Raw genomic sequence first — 25,558 nt, forward strand, 5'->3', positions numbered from 1 at the left:
AGGAAAGCACAGGAAAGCACGCGAAAGCACGCGAAAGCACACGAAAGCGTACTGGAGGCCAGTGCACGATGACACTGGCTTCTTTGGAAGCGGGCGACACCCGTGCCCGCTTCTCTTTTTGACCGTATCGACCACGGCGCTGCGCAATGCATCGCCAGGGCGCTCAGGCCGGTCAGGCCACCTTGAGCGGCCGCGCCGGCAGGCCTTGCGCCGCCGCCAGTCCCTGCGCCAGATCCGCGATGAGATCCTCCACCGCCTCCAGCCCCACATGCAGCCGGATCACCGGTTCCGTGCCGCGCCAGTATGAATGCTCGGCCAGGCGCTCCGGCGCCGCCACCTGCACCAGGCTTTCGTAGCCCCCCCATGACGCGCCCAGCCCGAACAGGCCGAGCGCATCCACCAGCGCGTTCGCCGACGCCGCATCGGCTCCCGGCAGCGTGAACGACACCAGCCCGTTAGCGCCCGAGAAATCGCGCCGCCACAGCGCATGGCCCGGGTCGGACGGCAGCGCGGGATAGAACACGCGGCCCACGGCCCCGTGGGTTTCCAGGTACTGCGCCACCGCCAGCGCGTTGCGCTCGTGCTGGGCCAGGCGCACCGCCAGGGTGCGGATGCCGCGCAGCGCCAGGTAGGCATCGTCGGCGCTGATGGCCAGGCCGAAGCCGTCGTAGGTCTCGGCGATACGGCGTGCCAGCGCCGCGTCCTTCACCACCACCGCGCCCTGCATCAGGTCCGAATGGCCGCTGACGTACTTGGTCGACGCCAGGATCGAGATATCCACGCCCAGCACCAGCGGCTGCAGCAGATGCCCCGAGGCCCAGGTATTGTCGGTGGCCACCAGCACGCCGCGGCGCTGCGCGATCTGCGCCAGGCGCGGCAGGTCGAGCACCTCGTAGAGCAGCGAGCTGGGCGACTCCACGTATAGCAGCCGCGTATTGGGGCGGATCAGTGCCTCGACATCGTCGTGCGACGGCGAGAAATAGGTCAGCTCGATGCCCAGGCGGCGCAGCAGCGATTGATCCAGCCGACGCACCGGCGCATAGACGCTGTCCGCCACCAGCGCGTGATCGCCCGGCGACAGCAGCGCCACGAACACCAGCGAGATCGCCGCCAGCCCGGACGGCGCCAGGAAGGTGTGGCTGCCGCCTTCGAGCGCCGCCAGCGCATCCTCCAGCGCGCGGTGCGTGTCCATGCCCTGGCGCCCGTAGGAGCTGACGCGCTCGCCGCGCGCATGGCGCGCGCGGATTTCGTCATAGGCGGCGCTGTTCTCGAAGCGCACGGTGCTGGCGCGCACCACCGGCACGTTGACCGGCCCGTGGCCGTCGGTGAACGGCGGCGTGCCGGCGTGGATCAGCTGGGTATCGCGATGGTGGCTCATGATGATCAGTTAGGGAGGCGGGTGAGAGTGTTCAGATGGCAAAGCGCAGCTTGTCGAAGCTGGCGACAAAAGGATCGGCGGGCGGGCGCGCCTGGGCGCCGAGCGCGCGGTTGAGGAAGGCGCGCGTGCGGTCGCTGGCCGGCTGGCTGAAGATGCGGCGCGCCGGGCCGTGCTCGACGATCAGGCCGCCCTCGGTGAAATACACCTCGTCGCTGATCTCCTCGGCAAAGCGCATCTCGTGCGTCACCAGCAGGCAGGTCAGGCCCTCGTCCACCAGGTCGCCGATGACAGTCAGGACCTCGCCCACGGTCTCCGGGTCGAGCGCCGAGGTGACTTCGTCGAACAGGATCAGCTCCGGCTCCATCGCCAGCGCGCGGGCAATCGCCACGCGCTGCTGCTGGCCGCCGGACAGCTCGCCGGGATAGGCCGATGCCTTGTCGGCCAGGCGCACCTTGCGCAGCAGCTCGATGGCGGTGGCCTCGGCCTGCGCGCGGCCGCGCCCCAGCACGCGCAGCGGCGCAATGGTGAGGTTCTGCAGCACGGTCAGGTGCGGGAACAGGTTGTATTGCTGGAAGACGAAGCCCACGCGCTTGCGCAGCGCGATGCGCCCGGCCTCACTGCGCAATTCGCGCACCGCCACGTCACCCACGGTGACGCTGCCCTGCTGCGGCTCGAGCAAGCCGGTGATGCAGCGCAGGATGGTGGACTTGCCAGAGCCGGACGGCCCGATGATGGACACCGCCTGCCCGCGCTGCACGTCGAGGTCGATGCCCTTGAGCACCGCATTGCCGCCGAAGGACAGATGCACGTCGCGCAGGGAAACCAGCGGCGCGGCCGGCACGGGCGACGCGGCCAGCGATGGGCCGTCGGCATGTTCAGGCAACAGCATGTTTTTGTTCCAGGAAACGGGTGAAGCGCGAAATCGGGTAGCACCAGGCAAAGAACATCGCCATCACGACGAAGTAGATCAGCACGGTGAAGGCGGTCTGGTTGACGGTATTGCTGGCGATCTGCGCGGTGTCGAGCAGGTCGTGCACGCCCACCAGCGACGCCAGGGCGGTACCCATGGTCAGGGTGGCATACAGGTTCATCCAGGGCGGCAACATCCGCCGCACGCACTGCGGCACGATCACCAGCCGCAGGATCTGGCGGCGCGAGAACGCCATCGAGCTGGCGGCCTCCCACTGCGTGAGCGGGATCGACTGCACCGCGCCGCGCAGCACCTCGGCCACATTGGCGCTGGCCGGCAGCGCCAGCCCCACCACCACCTTGAGCCAGTCCGGGAACGGCACGATATGCCGGCCGAGGTTCAGCTCGAACGGGAAGACGTAGGTGGCGAAATAGATCAGCACCAGCCACGGCGCGTTGCGGAACACCTGCACATAGAGCTGTGCGGGCCGCGACAGCAGCCTCGCCGGCGACAGCCGCAGCGCGCCCACCAGCAGCCCTGCGGCCGTGCCCAGCGCGATCGCCAGTACGCTGACGCCGATATTGACCAGGAAGCCGCGCACCAGCGCCGGCGACCACTGCCACGCGCTGGCCAGCGCGCGCGCCAGGTCGGGATGGCGGCTGGCCGCCAGCGCCAGCGCCGCCAGCGGCAGCAGCCACAGCAGGCCGGCGAAGCGGCGCGCGCCCGGCCAGGCAATGCCGGCGCGCGGCAGGCCGGAATCAACGGTTGCCATAGCCGGGCATCCTCAGTCGGAGTTCGAGCCAGTTGCCGGCCTGGCTGACCACCCAGGTCAGCACGCCAAAGAACAGCAGCAACAGCACCATCAGTTCCAGCACGTTGTCGCGCTGGGTCCAGATCATGATCGAGGCGTAGGTGATGTCGCCCACCGCGATGGCCGATGCCACCGCCGTGGCCTTGACCAGCTCCACCGAGTTGTTGACCAGCGCCGGCAGCGCAAAACGCGCCGCCAGCGGCAGCTGCACGCGCCACAGCAAGGTGCGTCGGTCGAAACCCAGCGATGCCGCCGCCTCCAGCGTGACCTTGGGCACCGCTTCGATACCGGCGCGCAGGGCCTCGGCATGGAACACACCCTTGTGCAGCGAAAGCACCACCACCACCCACAGGAACGGCGTGAGCGGGTTGCTGCGCTGCGCATCCTGCAAGGCATGGGTGATCAGCATATTGAGCACCAGGAAGGCGCAGTAAAGCTGCACCAGCGTCGGCGTATTGCGCGTGACCTCGACGAAGGCGCGCGTGGCGCCGGCCACCAGCGGCCTGCGCGAGGTCAGCAAGGCCGCCATGGCCACGCCCGCCAGCAGGCTGCCGGCGAGCGTGCACAGCACCAGCTGCACCGTGACCCAGGCGCCGTGCACGAAGGCGCTGCGGTCATAGGCATCGGCCAGGAACGCGTAGTTCAGTCCGATATGGCGACCGCCGTCGATCAGCGCGGCGATGACGGCATCCATCAGGAGCGGCCGCCCTTGAACTTGTCGTGCAGTTCGCTGAGCGCCGGCGAGGCCGGCTGGATGCCAGCCTTCTTCTCCGTATTGATCAGCCAGCCGGTACGGTGCCAGGTCTGCACCACGCGGTCGATGGCCTGGATGGTGTCCTGCTCGCCCTTGCGCGTCCAGATCACCGTGGGCGCGGGATTCAGCTCGGGCAGCACGATGCGGTAGTTCTGCCATTCGGGATTGCCGCGCACCAGCGGCTGCAGCAGCGTGTTGTCGTGCACGGCGCCGGCGCAGTTGTCGCCGCGCAGTGCCAGCAGGGACTCCGAAGACCCCTTGAAGCCTTTCGGGATGGCGCCGTATTCCACCTGCACCGGGCGCGTATAGCTGCTGCCCTGCGAGATGCACACGGTCTTGCCCCTGAGGTCTTCCCAGCGGCGGATATCGCTTTGCTTGGGCACGATCACGGCGCCGCCGACGCGGTAGTACGGCGTGGGCACGTGGCCAAGCTGCTCGCCGCGCTCGGCGTTGTACTCCATTGCTGCGATCAGCACGTCGACCTTGCCCTGCTGGAGGAACTGCACACGGTTCGACGGCTGGACCTGCACGGTTTCCAGCTCCACGTTGAGCTGCTTTGCAAGGTCCTGCGCCAGATCCGCGTTGAAGCCGACCGGCTTCTGCGTGGCGGGATCGATCGAGCCGAAGGCACTGCCGGACAGCATGATGCCGACCACGATCTTGCCGCGCTGGCGGATCTTGTCGAGCGTGGCGTCGGCATGCGCCGCGCCGGCAACGAAGGTGCCGGCCAGGAAGGCGGCGGCAAAGGCAAGGCGGCGAAGCGGGCGCGGAGGGCGCGGCGAAGCGGTGCGTGTCATGGTGTGTTCGCGTTTTCCGGGATGTTCGGGATGTTCGGGTTGATGTCGTGCGTCGCGCTGGCGGGTACTTGCCGGCCAGCGCGGTCGACAGACTGTACGCAAGCGCGGGCCGCCACGGAACGAATAAAAGAAGCCATCGTTATGCAGCGCGCGTTGCATCTGCGATGGCGCGCGCGCAGCGCGGGGGCGGCGCAGCGCCGCATAACCATGCGCGGAAAGATTCGTTGGCCGCGCCCGGGTGCATTCATAAGCTGTCCCTCCTCTCTTCGCAGCACCTTCCCCGGTAAATCGCCGGGCAACATCCGGGCAACATCACCATGCAACGCCGCACTCTCCTGCGCACCCTATCGAGCCTTGGCGCCGCCGCCGTCGTCGGCACCCCATTCCTGCTCCACGCCCACGCGGCTCCGGCGGACGCTGCCGAATCCTTCCCGGCGCGCCCCGTGCGCATCGTGGTGCCAGTCTCCGCCGGCGGTAGTGCCGACAAGCTGGCGCGCACGCTGGCGCTCAAGCTGAGCGAAAAATGGGGCCAGCCGGTGGTGGTGGAAAACGTGGTGGGCGCCAGCGGCACCCTGGGCGCCGCGCAGGTCGCAAGGGCAAAGGCGGATGGCTATACGCTGCTGCTTGGCGGCGAGGGCGTGACGCTCAACGCGTCGCTGTTCAAGACGCTGCCTTACGACACCGGCCACGCCTTTCGCGGCGTGAGCAAGGCGGTGGTCAATCCGCAGATCCTGGTGACGCGCCCCGACCTGGGCGTGCGCACCTTCCAGGACTACCTGGCGCTGGCGCGCAAGAAGCCCGGCGAAGTGACACTCGGCCTGCCCGGCAACGGCGGCATCGCCCATGTCGCGCACGCGATGCTGTCGCGCCAGGCCGGCATCAAGGTCAACTACATCCCGTATGCGGGCGGCGCGCCTGCCACGGTGGACCTGCTCGGCGGCCATATCGACGCCACCCTCATCACGCTCGCCGCCGTCACTGACTATGTGCGCGCAGGCCGCCTCACCGCACTCGCGGTGACCACGCCCTATCGCTCGAAGGCCTTGCCGCAGGTGCCCACCATGGCCGAGGCAGGGGCCACCGGTTTCGCCGTGGAAAGCTGGCAAGGCCTGATCGCGCCGGCCGCCACGCCCACGCCGGTGGTGGACCGCATCAGCCGCGACGTGGCGGCGGTGCTCAATGTGCCCGCGACCCGCAGCCAGCTCGAAGAGGCGGGCTACGTCGTGGTGGGATCGACCGCGCAGGAACTGGATGCGACGCTGTCGAAGGACCTGCCGAGGTATGCGGCGGCGATCGCGAGTTCGGGGATTTCGTTGCGGTGAGCTTGGTCAGCCGGCCTGGCCGGTGCGCCCGGCTGCCGATGAAGCAGGCTTGCCGCGTGTAGCGCCCCCTCTCCCGCTGCATGGCGCTGCATGGCGCCACATGGCTCTACATGGCTCTACATGGGAAAAGGGGACAGGCATTCGACGCGGCCCACGTCGCGAGCTCTCACACCCCGCGATAGTCGACCAGGTTCACCGGCAGGTCGCCATCGCGCTCGAGCTGGTCCACCAGCCCGATCTCCCAGTTCAGGTAGGCATGCATCTCGGCCTTGCGGCGGACTTCGTCCTCGTACGCGTAAGCGCTATACCAGGCATCTTCATCCCCGCTCAGCACGCGCGCCGCGGCGGCCGAGCCGGCCTGCGCAGGCTCGACGGGCAAACCCAGTGCCTGCCAGCGTGCATTGCCGCCAAGCAGTGCGCGCACATCGCGCGTGCTGGTGCGCCGCAGTTCTGCCGCAACCGCCTGCGCCAGGACGCCGTCGGAGGAGGTGATGACGACCACGTCGGCGCTGCCGGCCCGCTCCAGCACCAGTGCCACCTTTTCCGGCGTGGTGAACCACGCGCCGGGCACGTGGCCGCGGCGGAAGGCCAGGCTGCTGTCCACGTCCGCCACCGTCACGCCGCCATGCGCCTGCAGCGCGGACAGCGAAACCGCTTCGATCCACGGTGCATCCGCCGCCGATGTGCGCAGCACCCGCAGCGGTTCCGGCCCGGCTTCGCGCGGGGCCAGCGGCGCCGGACGGAACAGGAAGACTTCGTGCCCGCTGAACTGGGCCAGCCATGCCGCCGTGGTCTGCGCGCGCACGCCGTCCCAGTCGGCCAGCACGATGCGGGCGCGCCGCGTGCCGGCGTAGGCGTCGGTAGCCTGCACCAGCTGCCCGCCGGGCGCGCTGCGCCAGCCTGGCAGGTGGCCGGCCGCGTATTCCTCCGGCGAACGCACATCGAAGCGGTACAGCGTGCGCTCCCCTGCCTGTTGCTCGAAGGCGGCCAACTGCGCCGCGTCGATGTGGCCCACCCCGGCGCGTTCAGCCACGCGGGCGGCGCGCTCGCGCGCAGCGGCCTGCGCGGCCTCGCCTGGCTGCGGCGCGAAGCGGGTCTGGCCCTGATCGAGCTGGTAGCCGGCCAGCAGCCATGCCATGGTGCCGTCCTTGAGCGACACCACGCGGTTGGGAATGCCGGCATTGATCAGCGTCTGCGCGCCGACGATGCTGCGCGTGCGGCCGGCGCAGTTGACCACCACCAGCGTCTCGGGATCGGGCGCGATCTCGCCGATGCGGTAGACCAGTTCGGCGCCGGGGCAATCCACCGCGCCGGGAATGCTCATGTTCTGGAATTCCGCGAGCGGGCGGCTGTCCACCACCACCACGTTGTCGCCGCGCTGCTGGTGCAGGTGCAGCGCTTCGGCGGTGATCCACGGCGTGTGCAGCTCGTGCTCGATAACTTCGCCGAACGCCTTGCTCGGCACGTTGGTGCCGCTGAACACTTCGTAGCCCGCGGCCTGCCAGCCACGCGTGCCGCCCGCGAGCACCGACACGTCGGTGTAGCCGAAACGCAGCAGCCTGGCCGCCGCCGCGTGGGCGATGTCTTCGGCAAGGTCGGTGACGACGATGCGCGTGCTACGGCGCGGCACCAGGCGGTCGATCAGGACCGCGAGCCGGCCCAGCGGCGCGGGCACGGCGAACAGCAAATGCTCGCGCGCGAAGGCGCCCTCTTCGCGCGCATCCAGCACGGCCAGTTCGCCGCCACCGGCAATGGCGGCCTTGAGCGCCGCCGGGCTGATGAGCGGCTGGCGGATGGATGCGGGCGCGGCGGCGCTGCCGCCGTCGAGGTCGTCGGCAAGGGTCGGGGTCAGGTCGGTGATGGTCATGGCAAGTAGGAATGGCACGGTGCCGCACGGGCGAGCGGACCACTGTAAGGGCCACGCCGATGCGTTGCCAACGAAGGTTTCCGCCATTGGTCATGCGGAGAATCGCGCAAGCCAGGCGGCCCGGCAGAATGCATATGCTTCGGCGATATTGTTCCTTCTGCGCCGGCCGCACTCTCTTTAGAGTGGTGCCCTCGCCACGACCAAGGATCCCCCATGACCACACAGAGCCAGCGCGACGCCGCCATCGCCACCACCCTTGCCGAAGTCCGTGCACTGACAGCGCACCATGATGTGGACCGCGCCACGCTGGAGCGCGTGACCCACGCCCTGCAGAAACTGGCCGGGAGACAAGACCTGTTCAGCTTCGCCGATTTTCCGCCGCCTGGCGACGGCGTTGCTACCTCCACACGCTATCGCCTCAGCGGCGAAGGCCAGTTGCCCGCGCTTTACCTCAACTCCATCGTGCCCGGCAAGAAAACCATCCCGCATAACCACGACACCTGGGCGGTGATCGTGGCCGTGCAGGGCGACGAACTCAACCGCGTCTATCGCCGCACCGACGATGGCAGCGATCCCGGGCACGCCACCCTGGTGCTCGAGCGCGAGCAGGTCGTGCGTTCCGGCGCGCCGATCAGCTTCCTGGCGCAGGACATCCACAGCATCCACGTCGTGGGCGATGCGCCCACGCTGCACTTCCACCTATACGGCCGTCCGCTCGAAACGCTCACCGGCCGCATTGGCGTGGAGCCGGAAAGCGGCCGCATCGTCAACTACAACGCCACCCAGATGAACCGCAGCGAACAGGCGGCGGAACAGGCGGCGGAACAGGCGACGGAAAACGCGGCAGCCAAGGCCGCAGCCTGAGCGGGAGGCAGGAAAGGTAACGTGCTCTGTCGCGCACAATAAGGCACTTGCATCAATATGCCATGACATAGTTTTTACAAAAATATTATGAGATATCATAGCTATACCAAGCGATCTGTTATGCTATTTCATATATTTTTGCCTATAACTATGTCATGGCATCATTCTATGAACAACTTCAGGCGCGCCGCGCCGCGCGCAAGGCGTCGCTGGTCGACGTCGCCCGGCTGATCGGCATGGCGCCATCGAACCTGACCACGGCGCTCAGTGGCAGGAACGATGTGCGCGCCTCCACGCTGGCGGCGGTGGGCGCGGCGCTCGATGCGGAATGGGTGCTGGTGCCGCGCGAGCATCTGCTGGCCGTGCGGCGCCTGCTCGAGGGCAAGGACAGTGGCCCCGACCGCGAGGCCAGGACTTCCGTGGAAATGTTCCTGGAGCAGGATTCGTGAGTGCCGGACTGCGGCCGCGCTATCTGGAAGTGCATCTGCACGGTGTGCTGTGCGGACACTTGTGCGAGGTCGGGCGTACCTGCCGCTTCGTGCCGGCCGAGGCGTTCCGCGGCGATGCGCTGCGGCCCACGCTGAGCCTGTCGCTGACCTTCCCGGGCAACGAAGCGCTGACCGCCACGGTACTGTCCAATCCTTTTCATCCGGCGCTTTACAACACCAACGGCGCACTGCCGCCCTACTTCGCGGGCCTGCTGCCCGAGAGCGAGTTGCGCAAGCGCCTGGAAGCCACCCGCCAGCACGCGGAGGACCGCGACGACTTCGGCATCCTGGCCGCCGCCGGCGACGACCTGCCCGGCGCGGTGGTGGTGCGCCCGGCGCCCATCGACGCGCTGCCGGAGCATGTGCGCACCGTGGGCGTGACCGGCGGCGCAGACAATCTCGAGATTGCCGTGATCGAAGGCGCCACCGAAGGCGCGGCCTCGGTTTCGGGCGTGCAGAACAAGCTTGCGCTGTCCACCGCGCACACCGGCAAGCGCTACACGCTGCCCACCCACGGCCACCTCTCCGACCTGATCGCCAAGCTGCCCGCGCGCAACGACGACAGCCAGATTTTCAACGAATATGTATCGATGCAGCTGGCGCAGGCCGCCGGCGTGGCGGTGGCGCCCTGCCGGCCCGTGCCACTGGCCGCCATCGAAGTCGACGGCCTGGCAGAGGCGCTCGGCGCGCACCTGCATTTCCTCGCCGTGGACCGCTTCGACCGCGAGCCGGGCGGCCGCGTGCACGCCGAGGACGGCTGCCAGCTGCTGACGCGCATGCCCAGCCGCAAATACGCCGGCCACGATGCCTACGCCGCGCTGGTGCAACTGCTGGAACGGCTTAGCGTGCGGGGCATCGAGGACGTACGCCAGTTCTTCATCCGCCAGGCCGTCAACACGCTGCTTGGCAACAGCGACGCCCACCTGAAGAATTTCTCCTTCCTCTACCGCAACGGCGTCGCCCCCGAGTTGTCTCCCGCCTACGATATCGTCAGCGTGGCCGCCCTGCCCGGCTTTGCCGGCTTCGGCCAGAACGTCGCCATCGACCGCCTGCAGCGCGAACAGACCCTGCAGACCTACCGCGACTTCGCGCGCGAAGCCAGGATCGCCGAGCGCATCGCCACCGCCGCGGTGAAAGACGCGGTCGCCATGGCGCATGAGCGCTGGCCGGCCTTGCTGGACTCGCTGCCGGCACCGGAAGGCATGCGCGCCGTGGTGCTGGCGCGGCTGGCGACGCTGCCACTGGCGCGGCGCGGGCGCGCGTAGCCGTGCGCAGGCGCGGCGGTAGACGCCGGCGGGAGGCCCGCTGCGGGTATCGCGGCGACCGGGCGCAAATGAGGCTTTGCGTGCGCCACCGTGCCAGGGCGCAGACGGGGATGCCGCCGCTTCAGCTCAACCCATCCAGCACCAGATGCTGGCCATGGATGGCCTGCGCGCCGTCAGACGCCAGGTAAGCTACCGCGCGAGCCGCCGCTGCGGTCGATACCCAGGCCGCCGTATCGGCATGTGGCATGGCGCGCCGGTTGGCGGGCGTGTCGAGCATGCTCGGCGCGATGCTGTTGACGTTGATGCCGGCCTGCCGGACTTCGTGCGACAGGCTTTCCACCAGGCGCTGCAGCGCGCTCTTGGAGGCAGCGTAGGCGCCCATCGCGGCGGTGCCGTGCACCGCGCCCCGGGCCGAGACGGCGACGACCTTGCCGGCGTGCTGCGCGAGCATGGCGGGAATGAAGTGCTGCGTCACCGCGACCAGCGACCATGCGTTGAGGTCCATCATGCGCAGCCACGACTCGCGGCTCAGCGCGTGCGTGGGCTCGCCCATCTCGAAGCCGCCGGCCACGTGGACCAGGACATCGATGCCGCCGAAGGCATCGAGAATGCCGCGCGCGGCTTCGGCCATGCTGTCCGGCGAGGTGACGTCGGCTGCCAGCAGCAAGTGCCAGTCGGCGGCCTGCGCCACCGGCGCATGGGCTCGCAAGGCTTCGGCGTCGCGGTCGATCAGGGCCAGGCGCGCCCCTTCGTCGGCGAACGCCTCGGTGACGGCGCGGCCGAGCGCGCCGGCCGCGCCGGTGATCACGACGCGTCGGGGGGAAGCGGACGATGCCATGCTGGTTCTCCTGGAGACGGAACGGTTGCGAGCGAATGCGAGCGGATGCGAACGGATGCGAACCTGGCGCATGCCGGCGCGCCGGCGAGCCGGGCCGGCGCCCTCCACCACCATAGACAGCGCTTGGGCCCGCTGCAAACCTCGCGCCGCGCCAAAGCATCCTGTTGCACGCCTGCCGGCTCCCGGATCAGCGTTTGGGCAAGCTGCCAAGGATCATCGTTGGCATCCACGATGCGGCGCCCGGGCCCTTTTTCTGCGCCGCGCCACGCCCCGTGCCGCCAGCGCATCGTCGAGCGGGCAGTGGATATCGCCGCGGCCCGACACCAGCACATGCGGATGCGCCAGATCGAAGCCGCGCGCGGCCGGATAGCTGCGCCGCATGACCACCACGCGGGATGCCCGCGCACCGGCGGCCTAGCCATTCGCCGCCAGATCGTTCAAGATGCTGGGCTCGCCGGCGCCGCAAGCTGCCGGCACCTCCCCCGCCTGAGAGCCCCAATTGCCGCTGAACCGCCTGAAACAGAGTGCAACCCTGATCGCCGTGCTGGCGCTGATCGGGTCCATGGCATCGCTTTGCATCGGTACCTCGTTTGCCAAGAGCCTGTTCGCCGCGCTCGGCGCCCAGGGCACCACCGCGCTGCGCGTGAGTTTCTCGGCCTTGATCCTGCTGTGCGTGTGGCGTCCGTGGCGGATGCCGCTGAGCCTGGCCAATGCGCGCGTGATCGCACTGTATGGCGCGGCGCTGGGCGCGACCAACCTGCTGTTCTATATGTCGCTGCGCACGGTGCCGCTCGGGCTGGCGATCGCCGTCGAGTTCACCGGGCCGCTGGCGGTGGCGGTGTCCTCGTCGCGGCGGGCCATCGACTTTCTCTGGATTGCCTTTGCGGTGGCAGGCTTGCTGCTGCTGTTGCCGCTCGGGCAGAACGTGGCCGTGCTGGACCCGGTGGGCATCGGCTATGCGCTGGCAGCGGGCGTGGGCTGGGCGCTGTACATCATCTTCGGCCAGATGGCCGGCAATGCGCACGGTGGCCAGGCTACCTCGCTGGGGCTGACCATGGCGGCGCTGGTGGTGCTGCCCTTCGGGCTGGCGCATGCGGGCACGGCCATGTTCAGCCCCGCGCTGCTGCTGGCGGGGCTGGCGGTGGGGCTGCTATCCAGCGCGATTCCCTATTCGCTGGAAATGGTGGCGCTCAAGCGCCTGCCTCGCCGGACCTTCGGCATCCTGCTGAGCATGGAGCCGGCGATGGGCGCGCTGGCCGGGCTGGTGTTCCTGCACGAGACACTGAACACGCAGCAATGGCTGGCCATCGCCAGCATCATCATCGCATCGGTGGGCTGCACCGCCACGGCTGGCACGCGCAAGCGCGGCACCGCCGAAGCCTAGGCCGGGAATTCAGTCCGCCGCGCGGGCGGTGGCGGGCACCGCGTCCGTGAAGACAGAGGCGCGCAGCACCAGGCTCACCTCGTGCAGCAGATTGTCTTCAGGGTTGCGCCGGCTGGAGAAGCCGAATTCGCGCATCAGCGCCAGCATGCGGCGGTTCTCGCTGAGCACGTCGCCACGCAGCAGGCGCAGGCCCGCGGCAGCGGCGGCATCACGCAGGCGCGAGATCAGCCGGCGGCCCAGGCCCTTGCCCTGCCAGTCGTCGGCCACCGCCACGGCGAACTCAGCCACCCCGCCGTGCGTCACCACGTAATTGCCGTTGGCCACGATCACGGGCGCGCCATCGATTTGCGCCGTCACCACCAGCGCCAGGCCGGCATCGTTCTCGACAAAACGGCTGATCACCTCGTCCGAAATGCGCCCGCCGGTCAGGAAGCGGTAGTAACGGCTTTCACGCGACAGGGCCTGGACGAAGGCGCGCTCGCGCTCCGCGTCGGCCGCGCGCACGGCGCGCACCACGACCCGTTCGCCCCCGGCCAGCATCCAGGCTTGCGCGCATTCCGGGCAGCCGGCGTGGGCATTCGAATCTTGTGACGACGGCATCACCGGCTCCTGACTACAGTTTTCGTAGTTAGGAGTATAGGCTATACCCTGACTTTTGCAAATGAAGTCAGGCTGCTATGCTGGTCCCATGCGCCTCAATGCCGAAGAACTCCAGAACTGTTCGATCGCTGCCACGCTCGGCCTTGTCGGCGAGAAGTGGACGATCCTGATCTTGCGTGACGTGTTTCACGGCATCCGCCGCTTCGACGACTTCCTCGAACGCCTGCAGTGCTCGCCCGCCGTGCTCTCCGCGCGGCTCAAGACGCTGAGCGAGGCCGGCATCCTGCGCAAGGTCAGCTACCGCGAGCCAGGCGAGCGGGAGCGCTTCGAATATCGCCCTACCCGCGCCGCGGTGGAGCTGATTCCCGTGATCGTGGGCCTGATGCAATGGGGCGACCGCCACCTGGCGCCCTGCGGCCAGGGCCCGGTGGAACTGCTCACGCCCGCAGGCCGCCGGGTGCGCGCCGCGCTCGTGGACGACGCGGACGAGCTGGTGCGACCCAACGATATCGCCATCACCCGCGTGCAACGCGAGGACAATCCCGCCGCCGACGGCAAAAACGCCGCCCTGGCGGCCGGCCCGACCCGCGCCTAGCGCGCCCCGGCGACGCCGGCCCATGCACCAGCTTGGGTTCGCCGGCGCGCACCGCCCTCGCCCACCGCACTGCACCATGAACGTGCTGCGCCGAAGCAATTGCCCCAACGCGGCGCATCTTCGCCGCCGCTGAAGGCGCCTTTCCCGCCAAAACCCCCGCTCGCCATCACATCCGCCGCTGGCACAGCGCTTGCTCAATAGAACGCGAGCGGACCAACGGCGGCCCGCTCACCCCATACGCGGCGGCAGCGGTCTTTATCGCTGCCGCCAGGACAACGGCGTCCCCTGACCGGTCTTCATGACCGGTTCGCGGGACGCCCTTTGTTTTTCTGGAGCCATGATGACCGGCAAAGCCACCCGCATCGAACTGCTAAGCCTGCGCACCCCGCAGATGCGCGCCTTCCACCTGACCTGGATGGCGTTTTTCGTGTGCTTTTTCGCGTGGTTCGCGTGCGCGCCGCTGATGCCGGTGCTCAAGGGTGAATTTGGCCTGACTCCCGGCCAGATCGCCAATATCAATATTGCCGCGGTCGCGGTGACCATCCTCGTGCGCCTGGTCGTCGGCCCGCTGTGCGACCGCTTCGGCCCGCGCCGCACCTATACCGGCCTGCTGGCGCTCGGCGCGATTCCCGTGCTCGGCGTGGCGATGGCGCAGAGCTACGAGACCTTCCTGTTCTTCCGCCTGCTGATCGGCGCGGTGGGCGCGAGTTTCGTCATCACGCAGTACCACACCTCGGTGATGTTCGCCCCCAACGTGGTGGGCACGGCCAACGCCGCGGCCGCGGGCTGGGGCAATGCCGGCGGCGGCGCCGCGCAGGCCATGATGCCGCTGCTGCTGGGCGCGATCCTGATGCTGGGCGTGAACCACGCCATGGGCTGGCGCCTCGCGCTGCTGGTGCCGGGCGTGCTGATGCTGATCATGGCGGTGCTCTACTGGAAGTTCACCCAGGACTGCCCGCAAGGCGATTTCGCCGACCTGCGCAAGCAAGGCATCAGCGTGGACAGCGGCAAGAAAGGCGGCTGGGCCAGTTTCAAGGCCGCCAGCGCCAACTACCGCGTCTGGATGCTGTTCATCACCTACGGCGCCTGCTTCGGCGTGGAGATCTTCATCCACAACGTGGCCGCCACCTATTACGTGGACCACTTCGGCCTGTCGCTCAGCAGCGCCGGCCTGGCCGCCGCCAGCTTCGGCCTGCTCGCGCTGTTCGCCCGCGCCCTGGGCGGCTGGCTGTCGGACAAGGCAGCCCTGCGCCGCGGCCTGGATGCGCGCTCCACCCTGCTGTTCGTGCTGATCCTCGGCGAAGGCCTGGGCCTGCTGTGGTTCGCACAGGCCCACAGCGTGGCGGCGGCCGTGGTGGCCATGCTGGGCTTCGGCCTGTTCACCCACATGGCCTGCGGCGCCACCTACGCGCTGGTGCCCTTCATCGACCGCAAGGCGCTCGGCGGCGTGGCCGGGATCATTGGCGCCGGCGGCAATGTGGGCGCGGTGGCGGCCGGGTTCCTGATGAAGGGCCTGGGCGGCAACCTGCAGCAGACGCTCACCGTGCTCGGCGCGGCGGCCATCGTCTCGGCCCTGTGCGCGATCGCCGTGCGCTTCTCGGCCGAACACAAGGCCAGCGAGCAAGCCCTGTTCGACAGCGCACTGGCCGGCTCCAACTCCTGAGCCGCCGCCGCAACGAATTCGGTCCCAGAAAACACAGCACAGCACGGCCACGGCTCCCCGGCCCCACAGAACAAGGAAACCATCATGAAACTGATCATCATCGGCCACGGCATGGTCGGCCACAAATTCCTGGAATGCCTGGCCGAAGCCGGTTCGCAAGACCTGGAGGTCACCGTCCTGTGCGAGGAGCCGCGCCCGGCCTACGACCGCGTGCACCTCTCGGAATTCTTCGCCGGCAAGACCGCCGAGGATCTGTCCCTGGTGGAAGCCGGCTTCTTCGAGCGCAGCAACATGCTGCTGCGCCTGAACGCCCGCGCCACCGTCATCGACCGCGCGGCCAGGACGGTCACGGTGTCCAACGGCGAGACCCTGTCCTACGACAAGCTCATCATCGCCACCGGCTCCTACCCCTTCGTGCCGCAGCTGCCGGGCAAGGACCGCAAGGATTGCTTCGTCTACCGCACCATCGAAGACCTGGAAGCCATGCAGGAATGCGGCGCCCGCTCGAAGACCGGCGTGGTGGTGGGCGGCGGGCTGCTCGGCCTGGAATGCGCCAAGGCGCTGCGCGACCTGGGCCTGCAGACCCATGTGGTGGAATTCGCCCCGCGCCTGATGGCCGTGCAGGTGGATGACGGCGGCGGCGAGATGCTGCGCCGGAAGATCGAAGACCTGGGCGTCACCACGCACACGCGCAAGAACACCGTGGAGATCGTCGACGGCGAGCAAGGCACCCATCGCATGAACTTCGCCGATGGCAGCCACCTCGAAACCGACATGATCGTCTTTTCGGCCGGCATCCGCCCACGCGACGAACTGGCGCGCGCGGCCGGCCTGGCCGTGGGCGAGCGCGGCGGCATCGCCGTGGACAACCAGTGCCTGACCTCGGACCCGGACGTCTACGCCATTGGCGAATGCGCGCTGTGGCAAGGCAAGATCTACGGCCTGGTCGCACCCGGCTACGACATGGCGCGCGTGGCGGCCAAGCACCTGCTGGGCCACCAGGCCGAGTTCGCGGGCGCCGACATGAGCACCAAACTCAAGCTGATGGGCGTGGACGTGGCCAGCCTTGGCGACCCGCATGGCAATGCCCCCGGCAGCCGTGCCTACCAGTTCACCGACGAGCGCAAGCAGGTCTACAAGAAGCTGGTGGTGTCCGATTGCGGCAAGTACCTGCTGGGCGGCGTGCTCGTGGGCGACGCCGAGGAATACGGCACGCTGCTGCAGATGATGCTCAACAAGATCGAGCTGCCCGAGTCGCCCGAATTCCTGATCCTGCCGGCTTCCGACGGCCAGGCCAAGCCGGGCCTGGGCGCCGACGCGCTGCCCGATGCGGCGCAGATCTGCTCGTGCAACAACGTCTCCAAGGGCGACATCTGCGCTGCCGTGCGCGACGGCGCCACCACCATCGGCGCGCTCAAGAGCTGCACCAAGGCCGGCAGCACCTGCGGCGGCTGTGTGCCGCTGGTCACGCAGGTGATGAAGGCCGAGATGAAGAAGCAGGGCCTGGCGGTGAACAACCACCTGTGCGAACACTTCGCCTACTCGCGCCAGGAGCTCTACCACCTGGTGCGCGTGGGTGGCTTCAAGACCTTCGGCGAGCTGCTGGCGGCGCACGGCACGGGCCTGGGCTGCGACGTCTGCAAGCCGACCGTGGCGAGCATCCTGGCCTCGTGCTGGAACGAGTTCGTGCTCAAGGAAGAGCACGCCAGCCTGCAGGACTCGAACGATTACTTCCTGGGCAATATCCAGAAAGACGGCACCTACTCGGTGGTGCCGCGCATGCCGGGCGGCGAAGTCACGCCCGACGGCCTGATCGCGGTGGGCCAGGTCGCCAAGAAATACGGCCTGTACACCAAGATCACCGGCGGCGCCCGCGTCGACATGTTCGGCGCGCGCGTGGAAGAGCTGCCGATGATCTGGGAAGAGCTGATCGCGGCCGGCTTCGAATCCGGCCATGCCTACGGCAAGTCGCTGCGCACCGTGAAGTCGTGCGTGGGCTCGACCTGGTGCCGCTATGGGGTGGACGACTCGGTTGGCCTGGCCATCGAGATCGAGAACCGCTACAAGGGCCTGCGCGCCCCGCACAAGATCAAGTTCGGCGTCTCCGGCTGCACCCGCGAATGCGCCGAGGCGCAGGGCAAGGACGTGGGCATCATCGCCACCGAGCGCGGCTGGAACCTCTATGTGTGCGGCAACGGCGGCATGAAGCCGCGCCACGCCGAATTGCTGGCCAGCGACCTGGACCGCGCCACGCTGCTGCGCTACGTGGACCGCTTCCTGATGTTCTACGTGCGCACGGCGGACCGCCTGCAGCGCACCAGCACCTGGCGCGACAACCTCGAAGGCGGCCTGGACTACCTCAAGGCCGTGGTGCTGGAAGACAGCCTGGGCATCGGCGCAGAACTCGAAGCCCAGATGCAGCACGTGGTCGACACCTACGAGGACGAATGGAAGCTGGCCGTGACCAACCCGGAAACACGCAAGCGCTTCCGCCACTTCGTCAACAGCGACCTGCGCGACGACAACCTGGTCTTCATGGAGGAGCGCGGCCAGATCCGCCCCGCCACGCCCGAGGAACGGATCTTGCATCGCTCCAGGCTCGAACAGATCCCGGTGATCGTCAAGGCAGCCTGACCGGCCGTGCCCCACAACCAACGCGCCAACGCCAAGGAAAACATCATGAGCCAAGCCCACCACAGCGAAACCTGGACCGCCATCTGCGCCCTGCGCGACATCGTGCCCAATACCGGCGTGTGCGCGCTGGTGGACAAGGCACAGATCGCCGTGTTCCGCATCGGCGCGGGCGCGGACGATCAGGTATACGCCATCTCCAACTACGACCCCAACGCCAATGCCGCGGTGCTGTCGCGCGGCCTGGTGGGCAGCCTGGGCGAGCGCGTGGTGGTGGCCTCGCCGATCTACAAGCAGCATTTCGACCTGCGCACCGGCGAATGCCTGGAAGCGCCGGAGCACTCGGTCGCGGCCTACCCTGCCCGCGTGCATGACGGCAAGGTCTGGGTGGCCGCATGAGTGCCGGTCGCGTCAGTGCAGGCCACAAGCCCCGCCTGGTGGTCGTCGGCAACGGCATGGCCGGCATGCGCACGGTCGAGGAGCTGCTCAAGCTGGCGCCCGATCTCTACGACATCACCGTGTTCGGCGCCGAGCCGCACGGCAACTACAACCGCATCCTGCTCTCGCCGGTGCTGGCCGGCGAGAAGACCATCGCCGACATCATGCTCAACACGCGCGAGTGGTACGAGCAGAACGGCATCGAGCTGCTGGCCGGCGACCCGGTGGTGGCCATCGACCGCCCGCGCCGGCTGGTGCGCTCGCAATCCGGGCGCGAGGTGCGCTACGACCGCCTGCTGCTGGCCACCGGCTCCAAGCCCTTCATCATCCCGGTGCCCGGCCACCAGCTCGACGGGGTGATCGCCTTTCGCGACATCCAGGACGTGGAAACCATGCTGGCCGCCGCACGCAACCACCGCCGCGCGGTGGTGATCGGCGGCGGCCTGCTCGGCCTGGAGGCCGCCAACGGCCTGATGCGCCAGGGCATGGAAGTGAGCGTGGTGCACATGGCCGACAGCCTGATGGAGCGCCAGCTCGACGCACCCGCCGCGGCACTGCTCAAGCAGGCGCTCGAGCGCAAGGGCCTGCAGTTCCTGCTCAACGCCCATACCAGCAGCATCCTGGGCGAGGACCGCGTCACCGGCGTATGCTTCAAGGACGGCACCAGCATTCCCGCCGACCTGGTGGTCATGACCGCCGGCGTGCGCCCCAATATCGAGCTGGCCCGGCAGGCAGGCCTGCATTGCGAGCGCGCCATCGTGGTCGACGATACGCTGCAGAGCTTCGATCCGCGCGTGTACGCCGTGGGCGAATGCGTGCAGCACCGCCAAGCCACCTTCGGCCTGGTGGCGCCGATCTGGGACCAGGCCCGCGTGGCCGCCGCGCACCTGGCCGGGGCCGGGCACCGCCGCTACGTGCAGCAGGCCACCGCGACCAAGCTCAAGGTGACCGGCGTGGACCTTTACTCCGCCGGCGACTTCATCGGCGGCGAAGGCAGCGAAGACCTGGTCATGCGCGATGCGCGCCGCGGCGTCTACAAGCGGCTGGTGCTGCAGGGCGGGCGCCTGGTCGGCGCGGTGCTGTACGGCGACGTGCAGGACGGCCCCTGGTACTTCGACCTGATCCAGAGCGGCGAGCCGGTCGGCGCCATGCGCCAGCGCCTGCTGTTCGGCCGCGCGCAATGCGAGGCGCTGGCGGCCTGAGCGCCGCTCCCCCTGGCATCCGATTTACCGTTAGCAACGAGCGCGCCACCGTGAACCTGTCCGATATCCCCGTCATCCTTTCCACCGGTTCCCCGGCCGCGCCGCCGGCCGGCGCTTCGTCCGTCGTCACCGATACCACCTGCCCCTATTGCGGCGTGGGCTGCGGCGTGCGTGCCACGCGCCATGACGACGGCAGCGTCGAAGTGGCCGGCGACGCCAGCCACGGCTCCAACCAGGGCCGCCTGTGCGTCAAGGGCTCCGCCCTGGCCGAAACCACCGGGCTCGAAGGCCGCCTGCTGCATCCGCAGGTGCGCGGCGCCGACGGCGCGCTGACGCAGGTATCGTGGGATCACGCCCTGGACAAGGTGGCGCAAGGCTTCAAGGACATCATCGCCGAGCACGGCCCGGACGCCGTGGCCCTCTATGTCTCCGGCCAGTTGCTGACCGAGGACTACTACATCGCCAACAAGCTGATGAAAGGGTTCATCGGCAGCGCCAATATCGACACCAACTCGCGCCTGTGCATGTCGTCTGCCGTGGCCGGGCACAAGCGCGCCTTCGGCGAAGACCTGGTGCCGGGCAACTACGAAGACCTGGAACTGGCCGACCTCGTCGTGCTGGTCGGCTCCAACACCGCATGGTGCCATCCCATCCTGTTCCAGCGTCTGTCCAGGGCCAGGGAAGCGCGCCCCGGCATGAAGCTGGTGGTGATCGACCCGCGCCGCACCGCCACCTGCGAGCTGGCCGACCTGCACCTGCCCATCAAGCCCGGCACCGATGTCTGGCTGTTCAACGGCCTGCTGCACTACCTGGCGCAGCACGGCGCCGCGGATGCGGCATTCATCGCCGGGCACACCAGCGGGCTGGACGATGCGCTCGCCGCGGCTGGCCCGGACTGCACCGACCTGGCCAAGGTCGCCAGGGCCTGCAAGCTCGACCCCGAAGCGCTGCGCGCGTTCTACGAAATGTTCGCCGCCACGCCCAAGGTGGTCACCGCCTTCTCGCAAGGCGTCAACCAGTCATCGGCCGGCACCGACAAGGTCAACAGCATCATCAACTGCCACCTGGTCACCGGCCGCCTGGGCCGGCCCGGCATGGGGCCGTTCTCCCTGACCGGCCAGCCCAACGCCATGGGCGGGCGCGAAGTCGGCGGCCTGGCCAATATGCTGGCCGCGCACATGGAACTGGCCAACCCGCAGCATCGCGAGATCGTGCAGTCGTTCTGGGGCTCGCCCGCCATCGCGGACAAGCCCGGCCTCAAGGCGGTGGAGCTGTTCGAAGCCATCGAGCAAGGCCGCGTCAAGGCCGTGTGGGTCATCGCCACCAACCCGGTGGTGAGCCTGCCGGACGCCGACCAGGCCCGCCGCGCGCTGGCCGCATGCGAGCTGGTGGTCAGCTCCGACATCATGCTGCGCACCGACACCAACGACGCCGCGCAGGTGCTCCTGCCCGCGCTGGGCTGGGGCGAGAAGGACGGCACCGTCACCAGCTCCGAGCGCCGCATCTCGCGCCAGCGGGCCTTCCTGCCCGCACCGGGCGAAGCCCGCGCCGACTGGCGCATCCTGTGCGAGGTGGCCACGCGCATGGGCTTCGACGGGTTCCACTACGCCGGGCCGCACGAGATCTTCGACGAGCATGCCCGCCTGAGCGCCTACCGCAACACCGGCAGCGGCGCTGCCGAAGACGCCACGCTCGCCCATCGCGCCTTCAACATCGCTGGCCTGGCCGGCATGGGCCGCCAGCAGTTCGATGCGCTCGCCCCCGTGCAATGGCCGGTGACGGCCGCCTCGCAGGGCCTGCAAGGCCCCTCCGGCACGGCCCGTCTGTTCGCCGACGGCCGCTTCGCCCATCCTGACGGGCGCGCGCGCTTCGTCGCCACGGCACCGCGTGCGCCGGTCCACGCCACCGACGACGATTTCCCGCTGGTGCTCAATACCGGCCGCGTGCGCGACCAGTGGCATACCATGACGCGCACCGGCAAATCGCCCAAGCTGGCCGACCACATCGCCGAGCCTTTCGTCGACATGCATCCGCAGGACGCATTGCTGTGCGGCGTGGGCGAAGGCAAGCTCGCCCGGGTCTCCACCCGCTGGGGCGCCATGGTCGCGCGCGTGCAACACAGCGGCGGCATCCCGCGCGGCAGCGTGTTCGTGCCGATCCACTGGAACAATCAGTTCAGCTCGGACGCGCGCGTCGGCGCCCTCGTCAACCCCGTGGTCGACCCCGTCTCCGGCGAGCCCGAGTTCAAGCACACCCCGGTGCGCGTGGAGGAATTCCGCGTGTCGTGGCACGGCTTCGTGCTCAGCCGCGAAGCACTGCCGGCCGACACCCTCACCTACTGGACGCGCGTGCAGGGCCGCCAGTTCCAGCGCTACGAATTCGCCGGCCGCGAAAACATCGCAGACCGTGCCGCCTGGGCCCGCGCCCTGCTCGGCATCACCGACCCCGATGCCGACTGGATCGAGTACGAAGACCGCACCGCCGGCATCTACCACGCCGGCCACGTGGTCGACGACCGCCTGCAGACCTGCATCTACATCTCCACCCGGCCCGAGCTGCCCTCGCGCGCATGGCTCTCCACGCTGTTCGGCAAGGACCATCTCGAAGACGCCGACCGCATCGGACTGCTGCTGGGCCAGCCCATGGAGAAAGGCGCGGATGCCGGCCCTACGGTGTGCTCGTGCTTCGGCGTGGGCCGCAACACGATCTGCGACGCGGTGCGCAAGCACGACCTCAAGACCCCGGCGGAAATCACCACGTGCGTGAAGGCCGGCGGCAACTGCGGATCCTGCGTGCCGGAACTGAAGAAGCTGCTGGCGGAGATCAGGGTAGCGGAAACGGCTTGAGGATCCCTCGGCATCCCTGGCCATCGCGCACCGCGAACTCCGGATCCCCGGCAGGAACGCAGGTCCACAGCTGGGCGGCGGTGTCGCTGGCCATCTATGTCAATTCGATGAAGACCCTCACGAAGACCTGGGATTAGGGCGCTATTTGCGGGCCGCCAGCGCAACGCGCACATCGATGGTATGTTGCCGGTCTTTCGGGGCACGCCCCCTCAGATCCGTAGCAGACGAGCAGACTCATGATGATGGAAGGCAGTCACCCGGCGGGTGACCCAATGAAAGATCCCGGCATTCACTCGCCCTCGCGGGCATGGCTGGCAGTCGGATCGGTAACCGTCGGCGCGTTTGCGTTCGTGACGACGGAGTTCCTGCCGGTCGGGCTATTGCCGCAGGTCGCCGCGGAATTCGGCGTGACGCCGGGCACCGCGGGACTCATGGTGACGATTCCCGGCGTACTGGCCGCCATCTCCGCGCCCGGCATGATGCTGGGCGCCGGGCGTATCGACCGGCGCCACATCCTGCTCGCGCTTTCGGTGCTTTTGCTGGCATCGAACCTGATCTCGGCGTTTGCGCCCAGCTTCGCGGTCATGCTGATCGGGCGCGCCCTGCTGGGCGCGAGCCTGGGCGGCTTCTGGACGCTCGCGCTGGCCGCGGCAGGCAGGCTGGTACAGCCCCATGAAGCACCGAGAGCCACCGCGATGATCCTGGCTGGCGTGACCTTCGCCACCGTGATCGGGGTACCGCTGGGCACCTTTATCGCAAATCTTGCGTCCTGGCGCGCATCGTTCATGGCGACCGGCGTACTGGTGGCCGTGGCCCTGGCAGCCCAGGCGATGCTGGTGCCATCGCTGCCCTCGAAAGCCGCCTTGCGCCTGGCCGATCTGTTCGCGCTCCTGCGGCGCACGCATTCGCGCACGAGCCTGATCATGGTCGCCTTCGTGTTCGGCGCCCACTTCTCGTCCTATACCTTTATCGCCCCGTTCCTCCAGGAATATGCCGACTTCAGCGCGCAGGGTATTACCTGGGTGCTGCTTGGCTTCGGCATCATCGGCTTTCTCGCCAATTTTGCCGTCTCGACCACGGTCGCGCGAAACCTCGGTGCGTCACTCGCGACCATGATCGTGATGCTGATGGTCTCGCTGCTGCTGATGCCCGCGCTGCGGCATGCGACGCCCGCGGTGGTGGCGGTCGTGCTGGCGTGGGGTATCGCGTTCGGCGCGATTCCGCTATGCCTCAGCGTATGGATCCAGCGCTCGACCGCCGACCTGCCAGAGGCAGGCTCGGCGCTGTTCGTCGGCATCATCCAGGTTGCCATCGCGGTGGGCTCGTCCGTGGGCGGCAGTATCGTGGACGGCCGCGGCATTCCGGCAGACTTCGGTTTCGGCGCGGTGCTGGCGCTGATCGGCCTGCTGCTGCTCGCCAGCTTCCGGGCCATTCGCAAGGACCGTGCTCCCGCACCGTCGGCAAGGAACGTCATGGCCGCCGCGCCGGACTGCCACTGAGGCCAGCGCAAGGCGCAATCCGTGCAATATCCGCTGGAGCGGGAAGCCGGGGCGGTTCTTCACCAGCCATCCCGGCGCGATGGGGCGAGCTAACTGGCGGCAGCCAACGGTTCTGCCATCAGCCTTGTCGATTCACTCCCCACGCGTCTCCGCATCCACCGCCGCAAACACCTCCTCGGCCATATGGAACGCCGAGTTGGCCGCCGGCACGCCGCAATAGATGGCCGTCTGCAGCAGCACTTCCTTGATCTCCTCGCGGCTTACCTTGTTGTTCGCCGCCGCGCGCAGATGCAGCTTGAGTTCTTCATTGCGGTTGAGCGCCACCATCATGGCGATGGTGAGCAGGCTGCGCGTATGGCGCGGCAGGCCTTCGCGGGTCCAGATCTCGCCCCAGGCATAGCGCGTGATGAGGTTCTGGAATTCGTCGTTGAGCGGCGTGAGCCGGGCCAGCGAGCGGTCCACGTGGGTGCTGCCGAGCACGGCGCGGCGCACGGCGAGGCCGGCGGCATAGCGTTCGCTGTCGTTGGACGGCTTCGCTTCGCCGGACAGGAAACGCGCCAGCGCGTCGTTGAAGCGCGCGGTCTGTTCGAAGCTGGACAGGTGCGCGGCTTCGAGCTCGACGTACTGCGCGCCGGGAATGGCATCGGCGAGCGCGCGGCCTTCGGCCGCGGTGGTGGACGGATCGGCGCTGCCGGCGATCACCAGCACGGGCACCGGGATGGTCCTGACCGCTTCGCGCAGGTCGGCGTCGCGCACGGCGGCGCAGTTGGCGGCGTAGCCGCGCGCATCGAGGCCGCCCAGCACGGCACGCAGGCCATCGAGCTTGCCGCCGGCGGCAGCGACAAACCCCGGCGTGAACCAGCGCTGCAGCGATGCGTCCACCAGCGGCGCCATGCCGTCGCGCAGCACCCCGTCGATGCGGGTGTTCCATGCCTCGCCCGTGCCGATCTTGGGCGCGGTATTGGCGAGCGCGATATGCGTGAAGCGCTGGGGCGCATTCACGCCGAGCCACATGCCGGTCAGGCCGCCCATGGACAGGCCGCAGAACGCGGCCTTGCGGATGCCGAGCGCATCCATCAGGGCCAGCACGTCGCTGCCCAGCTCGGCCACCGTGGCCGGTCCCGGCGGCAGCGATGATTGCCCGTGGCCGCGGGTGTCGTAGCGCAGGACGCGGAACTGCTTGCCGAGCGCTTCGGCCTGCGGCGCCCACATGGTGTGGTCGGTGCCGAGGGAGTTGGAGAAGATCAGGACCGGGGCGGATTCGGGGCCTTCCAGGGTGTAGAACAGGGAGGCGCCGGCATGATTGAGGTGGGGCAATTTAGTCTCCAGGGGCGAAATCTGTCTTGGATCTGTCTTGGGTCTGTCTTGGTTGGTCTTGTTGCCTGGATTCCGGCGTTCAGGCTCGA

At 68.5% G+C, this 25,558-nt stretch carries 21 protein-coding genes; 12 read left to right on the forward strand and 9 right to left on the reverse strand.

The genetic code is table 11. The features are described 5' to 3' along the window. Positions 1 to 172: 172 nt before the first annotated feature. The 5 genes from metC to AC1DKV_RS09380 are packed head-to-tail and all read right to left on the reverse strand — an operon-like array spanning position 173 to position 4,650. Complete coding sequence (gene metC / locus AC1DKV_RS09360; protein ID WP_441614927.1) at positions 173 to 1,378, reverse strand: cystathionine beta-lyase; 1,206 nt, start codon at positions 1,376 to 1,378, stop codon at positions 173 to 175. A 31-nt stretch (positions 1,379 to 1,409) separates the two neighbouring features. Continuing rightward, on the reverse strand, positions 1,410 to 2,267 hold the full coding sequence (locus AC1DKV_RS09365; protein ID WP_441643280.1) for an amino acid ABC transporter ATP-binding protein: 858 nt from the start codon (positions 2,265 to 2,267) through the stop codon (positions 1,410 to 1,412). Then, the gene (locus AC1DKV_RS09370; protein ID WP_441614931.1) at positions 2,254 to 3,060 is read right to left on the reverse strand and encodes an amino acid ABC transporter permease; all 807 of its coding nucleotides are present in this window, start codon (positions 3,058 to 3,060) and stop codon (positions 2,254 to 2,256) included. Before AC1DKV_RS09370 ends, AC1DKV_RS09365 begins: the two co-directional genes overlap by 14 nt. Beyond that, complete coding sequence (locus AC1DKV_RS09375) at positions 3,047 to 3,793, reverse strand: amino acid ABC transporter permease (RefSeq protein WP_441614933.1); 747 nt, start codon at positions 3,791 to 3,793, stop codon at positions 3,047 to 3,049. Before AC1DKV_RS09375 ends, AC1DKV_RS09370 begins: the two co-directional genes overlap by 14 nt. Continuing rightward, positions 3,793 to 4,650: a transporter substrate-binding domain-containing protein gene (locus AC1DKV_RS09380; protein WP_441614935.1), complete on the reverse strand. Its 858-nt coding sequence runs from the start codon at positions 4,648 to 4,650 to the stop codon at positions 3,793 to 3,795. Before AC1DKV_RS09380 ends, AC1DKV_RS09375 begins: the two co-directional genes overlap by 1 nt. A 317-nt stretch (positions 4,651 to 4,967) precedes the next feature. Between AC1DKV_RS09380 and AC1DKV_RS09385 the strand changes: the two genes are divergently transcribed. Next, positions 4,968 to 5,972 (forward strand): tripartite tricarboxylate transporter substrate binding protein, encoded by a 1,005-nt coding sequence (locus tag AC1DKV_RS09385; protein WP_441614936.1) that lies wholly within the window; start codon positions 4,968 to 4,970, stop codon positions 5,970 to 5,972. A gap of 166 nt (positions 5,973 to 6,138) precedes the next feature. Here the strand turns inward: AC1DKV_RS09385 and AC1DKV_RS09390 are convergent, their stop codons facing one another. Further along, positions 6,139 to 7,857, reverse strand: a complete 1,719-nt coding sequence (locus AC1DKV_RS09390; protein ID WP_441643281.1) for a rhodanese-like domain-containing protein — start codon at positions 7,855 to 7,857, stop codon at positions 6,139 to 6,141. Between the two features lie 195 nt (positions 7,858 to 8,052). Here AC1DKV_RS09390 and AC1DKV_RS09395 point away from each other — a divergent pair, with 195 nt between their 5' ends. The 3 genes from AC1DKV_RS09395 to AC1DKV_RS09405 all read left to right on the forward strand — a co-directional run bounded on the left by AC1DKV_RS09395 (position 8,053) and on the right by AC1DKV_RS09405 (position 10,456). Further along, positions 8,053 to 8,703 carry a cysteine dioxygenase family protein gene (locus tag AC1DKV_RS09395; protein WP_441614938.1) on the forward strand — a complete coding sequence of 217 codons (651 nt, stop codon included), beginning with the start codon at positions 8,053 to 8,055 and terminating at the stop codon, positions 8,701 to 8,703. Between the two features lie 155 nt (positions 8,704 to 8,858). Continuing rightward, positions 8,859 to 9,152 carry a helix-turn-helix domain-containing protein gene (locus AC1DKV_RS09400; protein WP_441614940.1) on the forward strand — a complete coding sequence of 98 codons (294 nt, stop codon included), beginning with the start codon at positions 8,859 to 8,861 and terminating at the stop codon, positions 9,150 to 9,152. Beyond that, positions 9,149 to 10,456 carry a type II toxin-antitoxin system HipA family toxin gene (locus AC1DKV_RS09405; protein ID WP_441614942.1) on the forward strand — a complete coding sequence of 436 codons (1,308 nt, stop codon included), beginning with the start codon at positions 9,149 to 9,151 and terminating at the stop codon, positions 10,454 to 10,456. The genes AC1DKV_RS09400 and AC1DKV_RS09405 overlap by 4 nt, the downstream gene beginning before the upstream one ends. A gap of 121 nt (positions 10,457 to 10,577) precedes the next feature. Here the strand turns inward: AC1DKV_RS09405 and AC1DKV_RS09410 are convergent, their stop codons facing one another. Beyond that, positions 10,578 to 11,294: an SDR family NAD(P)-dependent oxidoreductase gene (locus tag AC1DKV_RS09410; protein ID WP_441614943.1), complete on the reverse strand. Its 717-nt coding sequence runs from the start codon at positions 11,292 to 11,294 to the stop codon at positions 10,578 to 10,580. A gap of 499 nt (positions 11,295 to 11,793) precedes the next feature. Here AC1DKV_RS09410 and AC1DKV_RS09415 point away from each other — a divergent pair, with 499 nt between their 5' ends. After that, positions 11,794 to 12,678, forward strand: a complete 885-nt coding sequence (locus AC1DKV_RS09415; RefSeq protein WP_441614945.1) for an EamA family transporter — start codon at positions 11,794 to 11,796, stop codon at positions 12,676 to 12,678. A gap of 9 nt (positions 12,679 to 12,687) precedes the next feature. On the opposite strand, the gene AC1DKV_RS09420 is transcribed toward AC1DKV_RS09415, so the two are convergent. Continuing rightward, positions 12,688 to 13,278, reverse strand: a complete 591-nt coding sequence (locus AC1DKV_RS09420) for a GNAT family N-acetyltransferase (protein ID WP_441614947.1) — start codon at positions 13,276 to 13,278, stop codon at positions 12,688 to 12,690. A gap of 88 nt (positions 13,279 to 13,366) precedes the next feature. Here AC1DKV_RS09420 and AC1DKV_RS09425 point away from each other — a divergent pair, with 88 nt between their 5' ends. From AC1DKV_RS09425 to AC1DKV_RS09455, 7 genes are all read left to right on the forward strand, one after another. Then, positions 13,367 to 13,873 carry a winged helix-turn-helix transcriptional regulator gene (locus tag AC1DKV_RS09425; RefSeq protein ID WP_441614948.1) on the forward strand — a complete coding sequence of 169 codons (507 nt, stop codon included), beginning with the start codon at positions 13,367 to 13,369 and terminating at the stop codon, positions 13,871 to 13,873. 340 nt (positions 13,874 to 14,213) lie between these two features. After that, the gene (locus AC1DKV_RS09430) at positions 14,214 to 15,536 is read left to right on the forward strand and encodes an MFS transporter (RefSeq protein ID WP_441615111.1); all 1,323 of its coding nucleotides are present in this window, start codon (positions 14,214 to 14,216) and stop codon (positions 15,534 to 15,536) included. An 84-nt stretch (positions 15,537 to 15,620) separates the two neighbouring features. Next, positions 15,621 to 18,170: a nitrite reductase large subunit NirB gene (gene nirB / locus AC1DKV_RS09435; protein WP_441614950.1), complete on the forward strand. Its 2,550-nt coding sequence runs from the start codon at positions 15,621 to 15,623 to the stop codon at positions 18,168 to 18,170. A gap of 45 nt (positions 18,171 to 18,215) precedes the next feature. Beyond that, the gene (nirD, locus tag AC1DKV_RS09440; RefSeq protein ID WP_441614952.1) at positions 18,216 to 18,566 is read left to right on the forward strand and encodes a nitrite reductase small subunit NirD; all 351 of its coding nucleotides are present in this window, start codon (positions 18,216 to 18,218) and stop codon (positions 18,564 to 18,566) included. After that, on the forward strand, positions 18,563 to 19,807 hold the full coding sequence (locus AC1DKV_RS09445) for an NAD(P)/FAD-dependent oxidoreductase (RefSeq protein WP_441614954.1): 1,245 nt from the start codon (positions 18,563 to 18,565) through the stop codon (positions 19,805 to 19,807). The genes nirD and AC1DKV_RS09445 overlap by 4 nt, the downstream gene beginning before the upstream one ends. A 50-nt stretch (positions 19,808 to 19,857) precedes the next feature. Next, positions 19,858 to 22,653, forward strand: a complete 2,796-nt coding sequence (locus tag AC1DKV_RS09450) for a molybdopterin-dependent oxidoreductase (RefSeq protein WP_441614955.1) — start codon at positions 19,858 to 19,860, stop codon at positions 22,651 to 22,653. A 272-nt stretch (positions 22,654 to 22,925) separates the two neighbouring features. Then, a complete protein-coding gene (locus tag AC1DKV_RS09455) occupies positions 22,926 to 24,152 on the forward strand; it encodes an MFS transporter (protein WP_441614957.1) in 1,227 nt (408 codons plus the stop codon). 132 nt (positions 24,153 to 24,284) lie between these two features. On the opposite strand, the gene pcaDC is transcribed toward AC1DKV_RS09455, so the two are convergent. Further along, a complete protein-coding gene (gene pcaDC / locus AC1DKV_RS09460; protein WP_441614959.1) occupies positions 24,285 to 25,469 on the reverse strand; it encodes a bifunctional 3-oxoadipate enol-lactonase/4-carboxymuconolactone decarboxylase PcaDC in 1,185 nt (394 codons plus the stop codon). Positions 25,470 to 25,558: the final 89 nt, after the last annotated feature.

Source organism: Cupriavidus sp. 05T41 (genome assembly GCF_056396525.1).

What these genes read in the sequence shown, in the direction of transcription:
- metC (WP_441614927.1), bottom strand. Translation starts at nt 1,378, where the DNA reads ATGAGCCACCATCGCGATACCCAGCTGATCCACGCCGGCACGCCGCCG.
- AC1DKV_RS09365 (WP_441643280.1), bottom strand. Translation starts at nt 2,267, where the DNA reads ATGCTGTTGCCTGAACATGCCGACGGCCCATCGCTGGCCGCGTCGCCC.
- AC1DKV_RS09370 (WP_441614931.1), bottom strand. Translation starts at nt 3,060, where the DNA reads ATGGCAACCGTTGATTCCGGCCTGCCGCGCGCCGGCATTGCCTGGCCG.
- AC1DKV_RS09375 (WP_441614933.1), bottom strand. Translation starts at nt 3,793, where the DNA reads ATGGATGCCGTCATCGCCGCGCTGATCGACGGCGGTCGCCATATCGGA.
- AC1DKV_RS09380 (WP_441614935.1), bottom strand. Translation starts at nt 4,650, where the DNA reads ATGACACGCACCGCTTCGCCGCGCCCTCCGCGCCCGCTTCGCCGCCTT.
- AC1DKV_RS09385 (WP_441614936.1), top strand. Translation starts at nt 4,968, where the DNA reads ATGCAACGCCGCACTCTCCTGCGCACCCTATCGAGCCTTGGCGCCGCC.
- AC1DKV_RS09395 (WP_441614938.1), top strand. Translation starts at nt 8,053, where the DNA reads ATGACCACACAGAGCCAGCGCGACGCCGCCATCGCCACCACCCTTGCC.
- AC1DKV_RS09400 (WP_441614940.1), top strand. Translation starts at nt 8,859, where the DNA reads ATGGCATCATTCTATGAACAACTTCAGGCGCGCCGCGCCGCGCGCAAG.
- AC1DKV_RS09410 (WP_441614943.1), bottom strand. Translation starts at nt 11,294, where the DNA reads ATGGCATCGTCCGCTTCCCCCCGACGCGTCGTGATCACCGGCGCGGCC.
- AC1DKV_RS09420 (WP_441614947.1), bottom strand. Translation starts at nt 13,278, where the DNA reads ATGCCGTCGTCACAAGATTCGAATGCCCACGCCGGCTGCCCGGAATGC.
- AC1DKV_RS09425 (WP_441614948.1), top strand. Translation starts at nt 13,367, where the DNA reads ATGCGCCTCAATGCCGAAGAACTCCAGAACTGTTCGATCGCTGCCACG.
- AC1DKV_RS09430 (WP_441615111.1), top strand. Translation starts at nt 14,214, where the DNA reads ATGACCGGCAAAGCCACCCGCATCGAACTGCTAAGCCTGCGCACCCCG.
- nirB (WP_441614950.1), top strand. Translation starts at nt 15,621, where the DNA reads ATGAAACTGATCATCATCGGCCACGGCATGGTCGGCCACAAATTCCTG.
- nirD (WP_441614952.1), top strand. Translation starts at nt 18,216, where the DNA reads ATGAGCCAAGCCCACCACAGCGAAACCTGGACCGCCATCTGCGCCCTG.
- AC1DKV_RS09445 (WP_441614954.1), top strand. Translation starts at nt 18,563, where the DNA reads ATGAGTGCCGGTCGCGTCAGTGCAGGCCACAAGCCCCGCCTGGTGGTC.
- AC1DKV_RS09455 (WP_441614957.1), top strand. Translation starts at nt 22,926, where the DNA reads ATGAAAGATCCCGGCATTCACTCGCCCTCGCGGGCATGGCTGGCAGTC.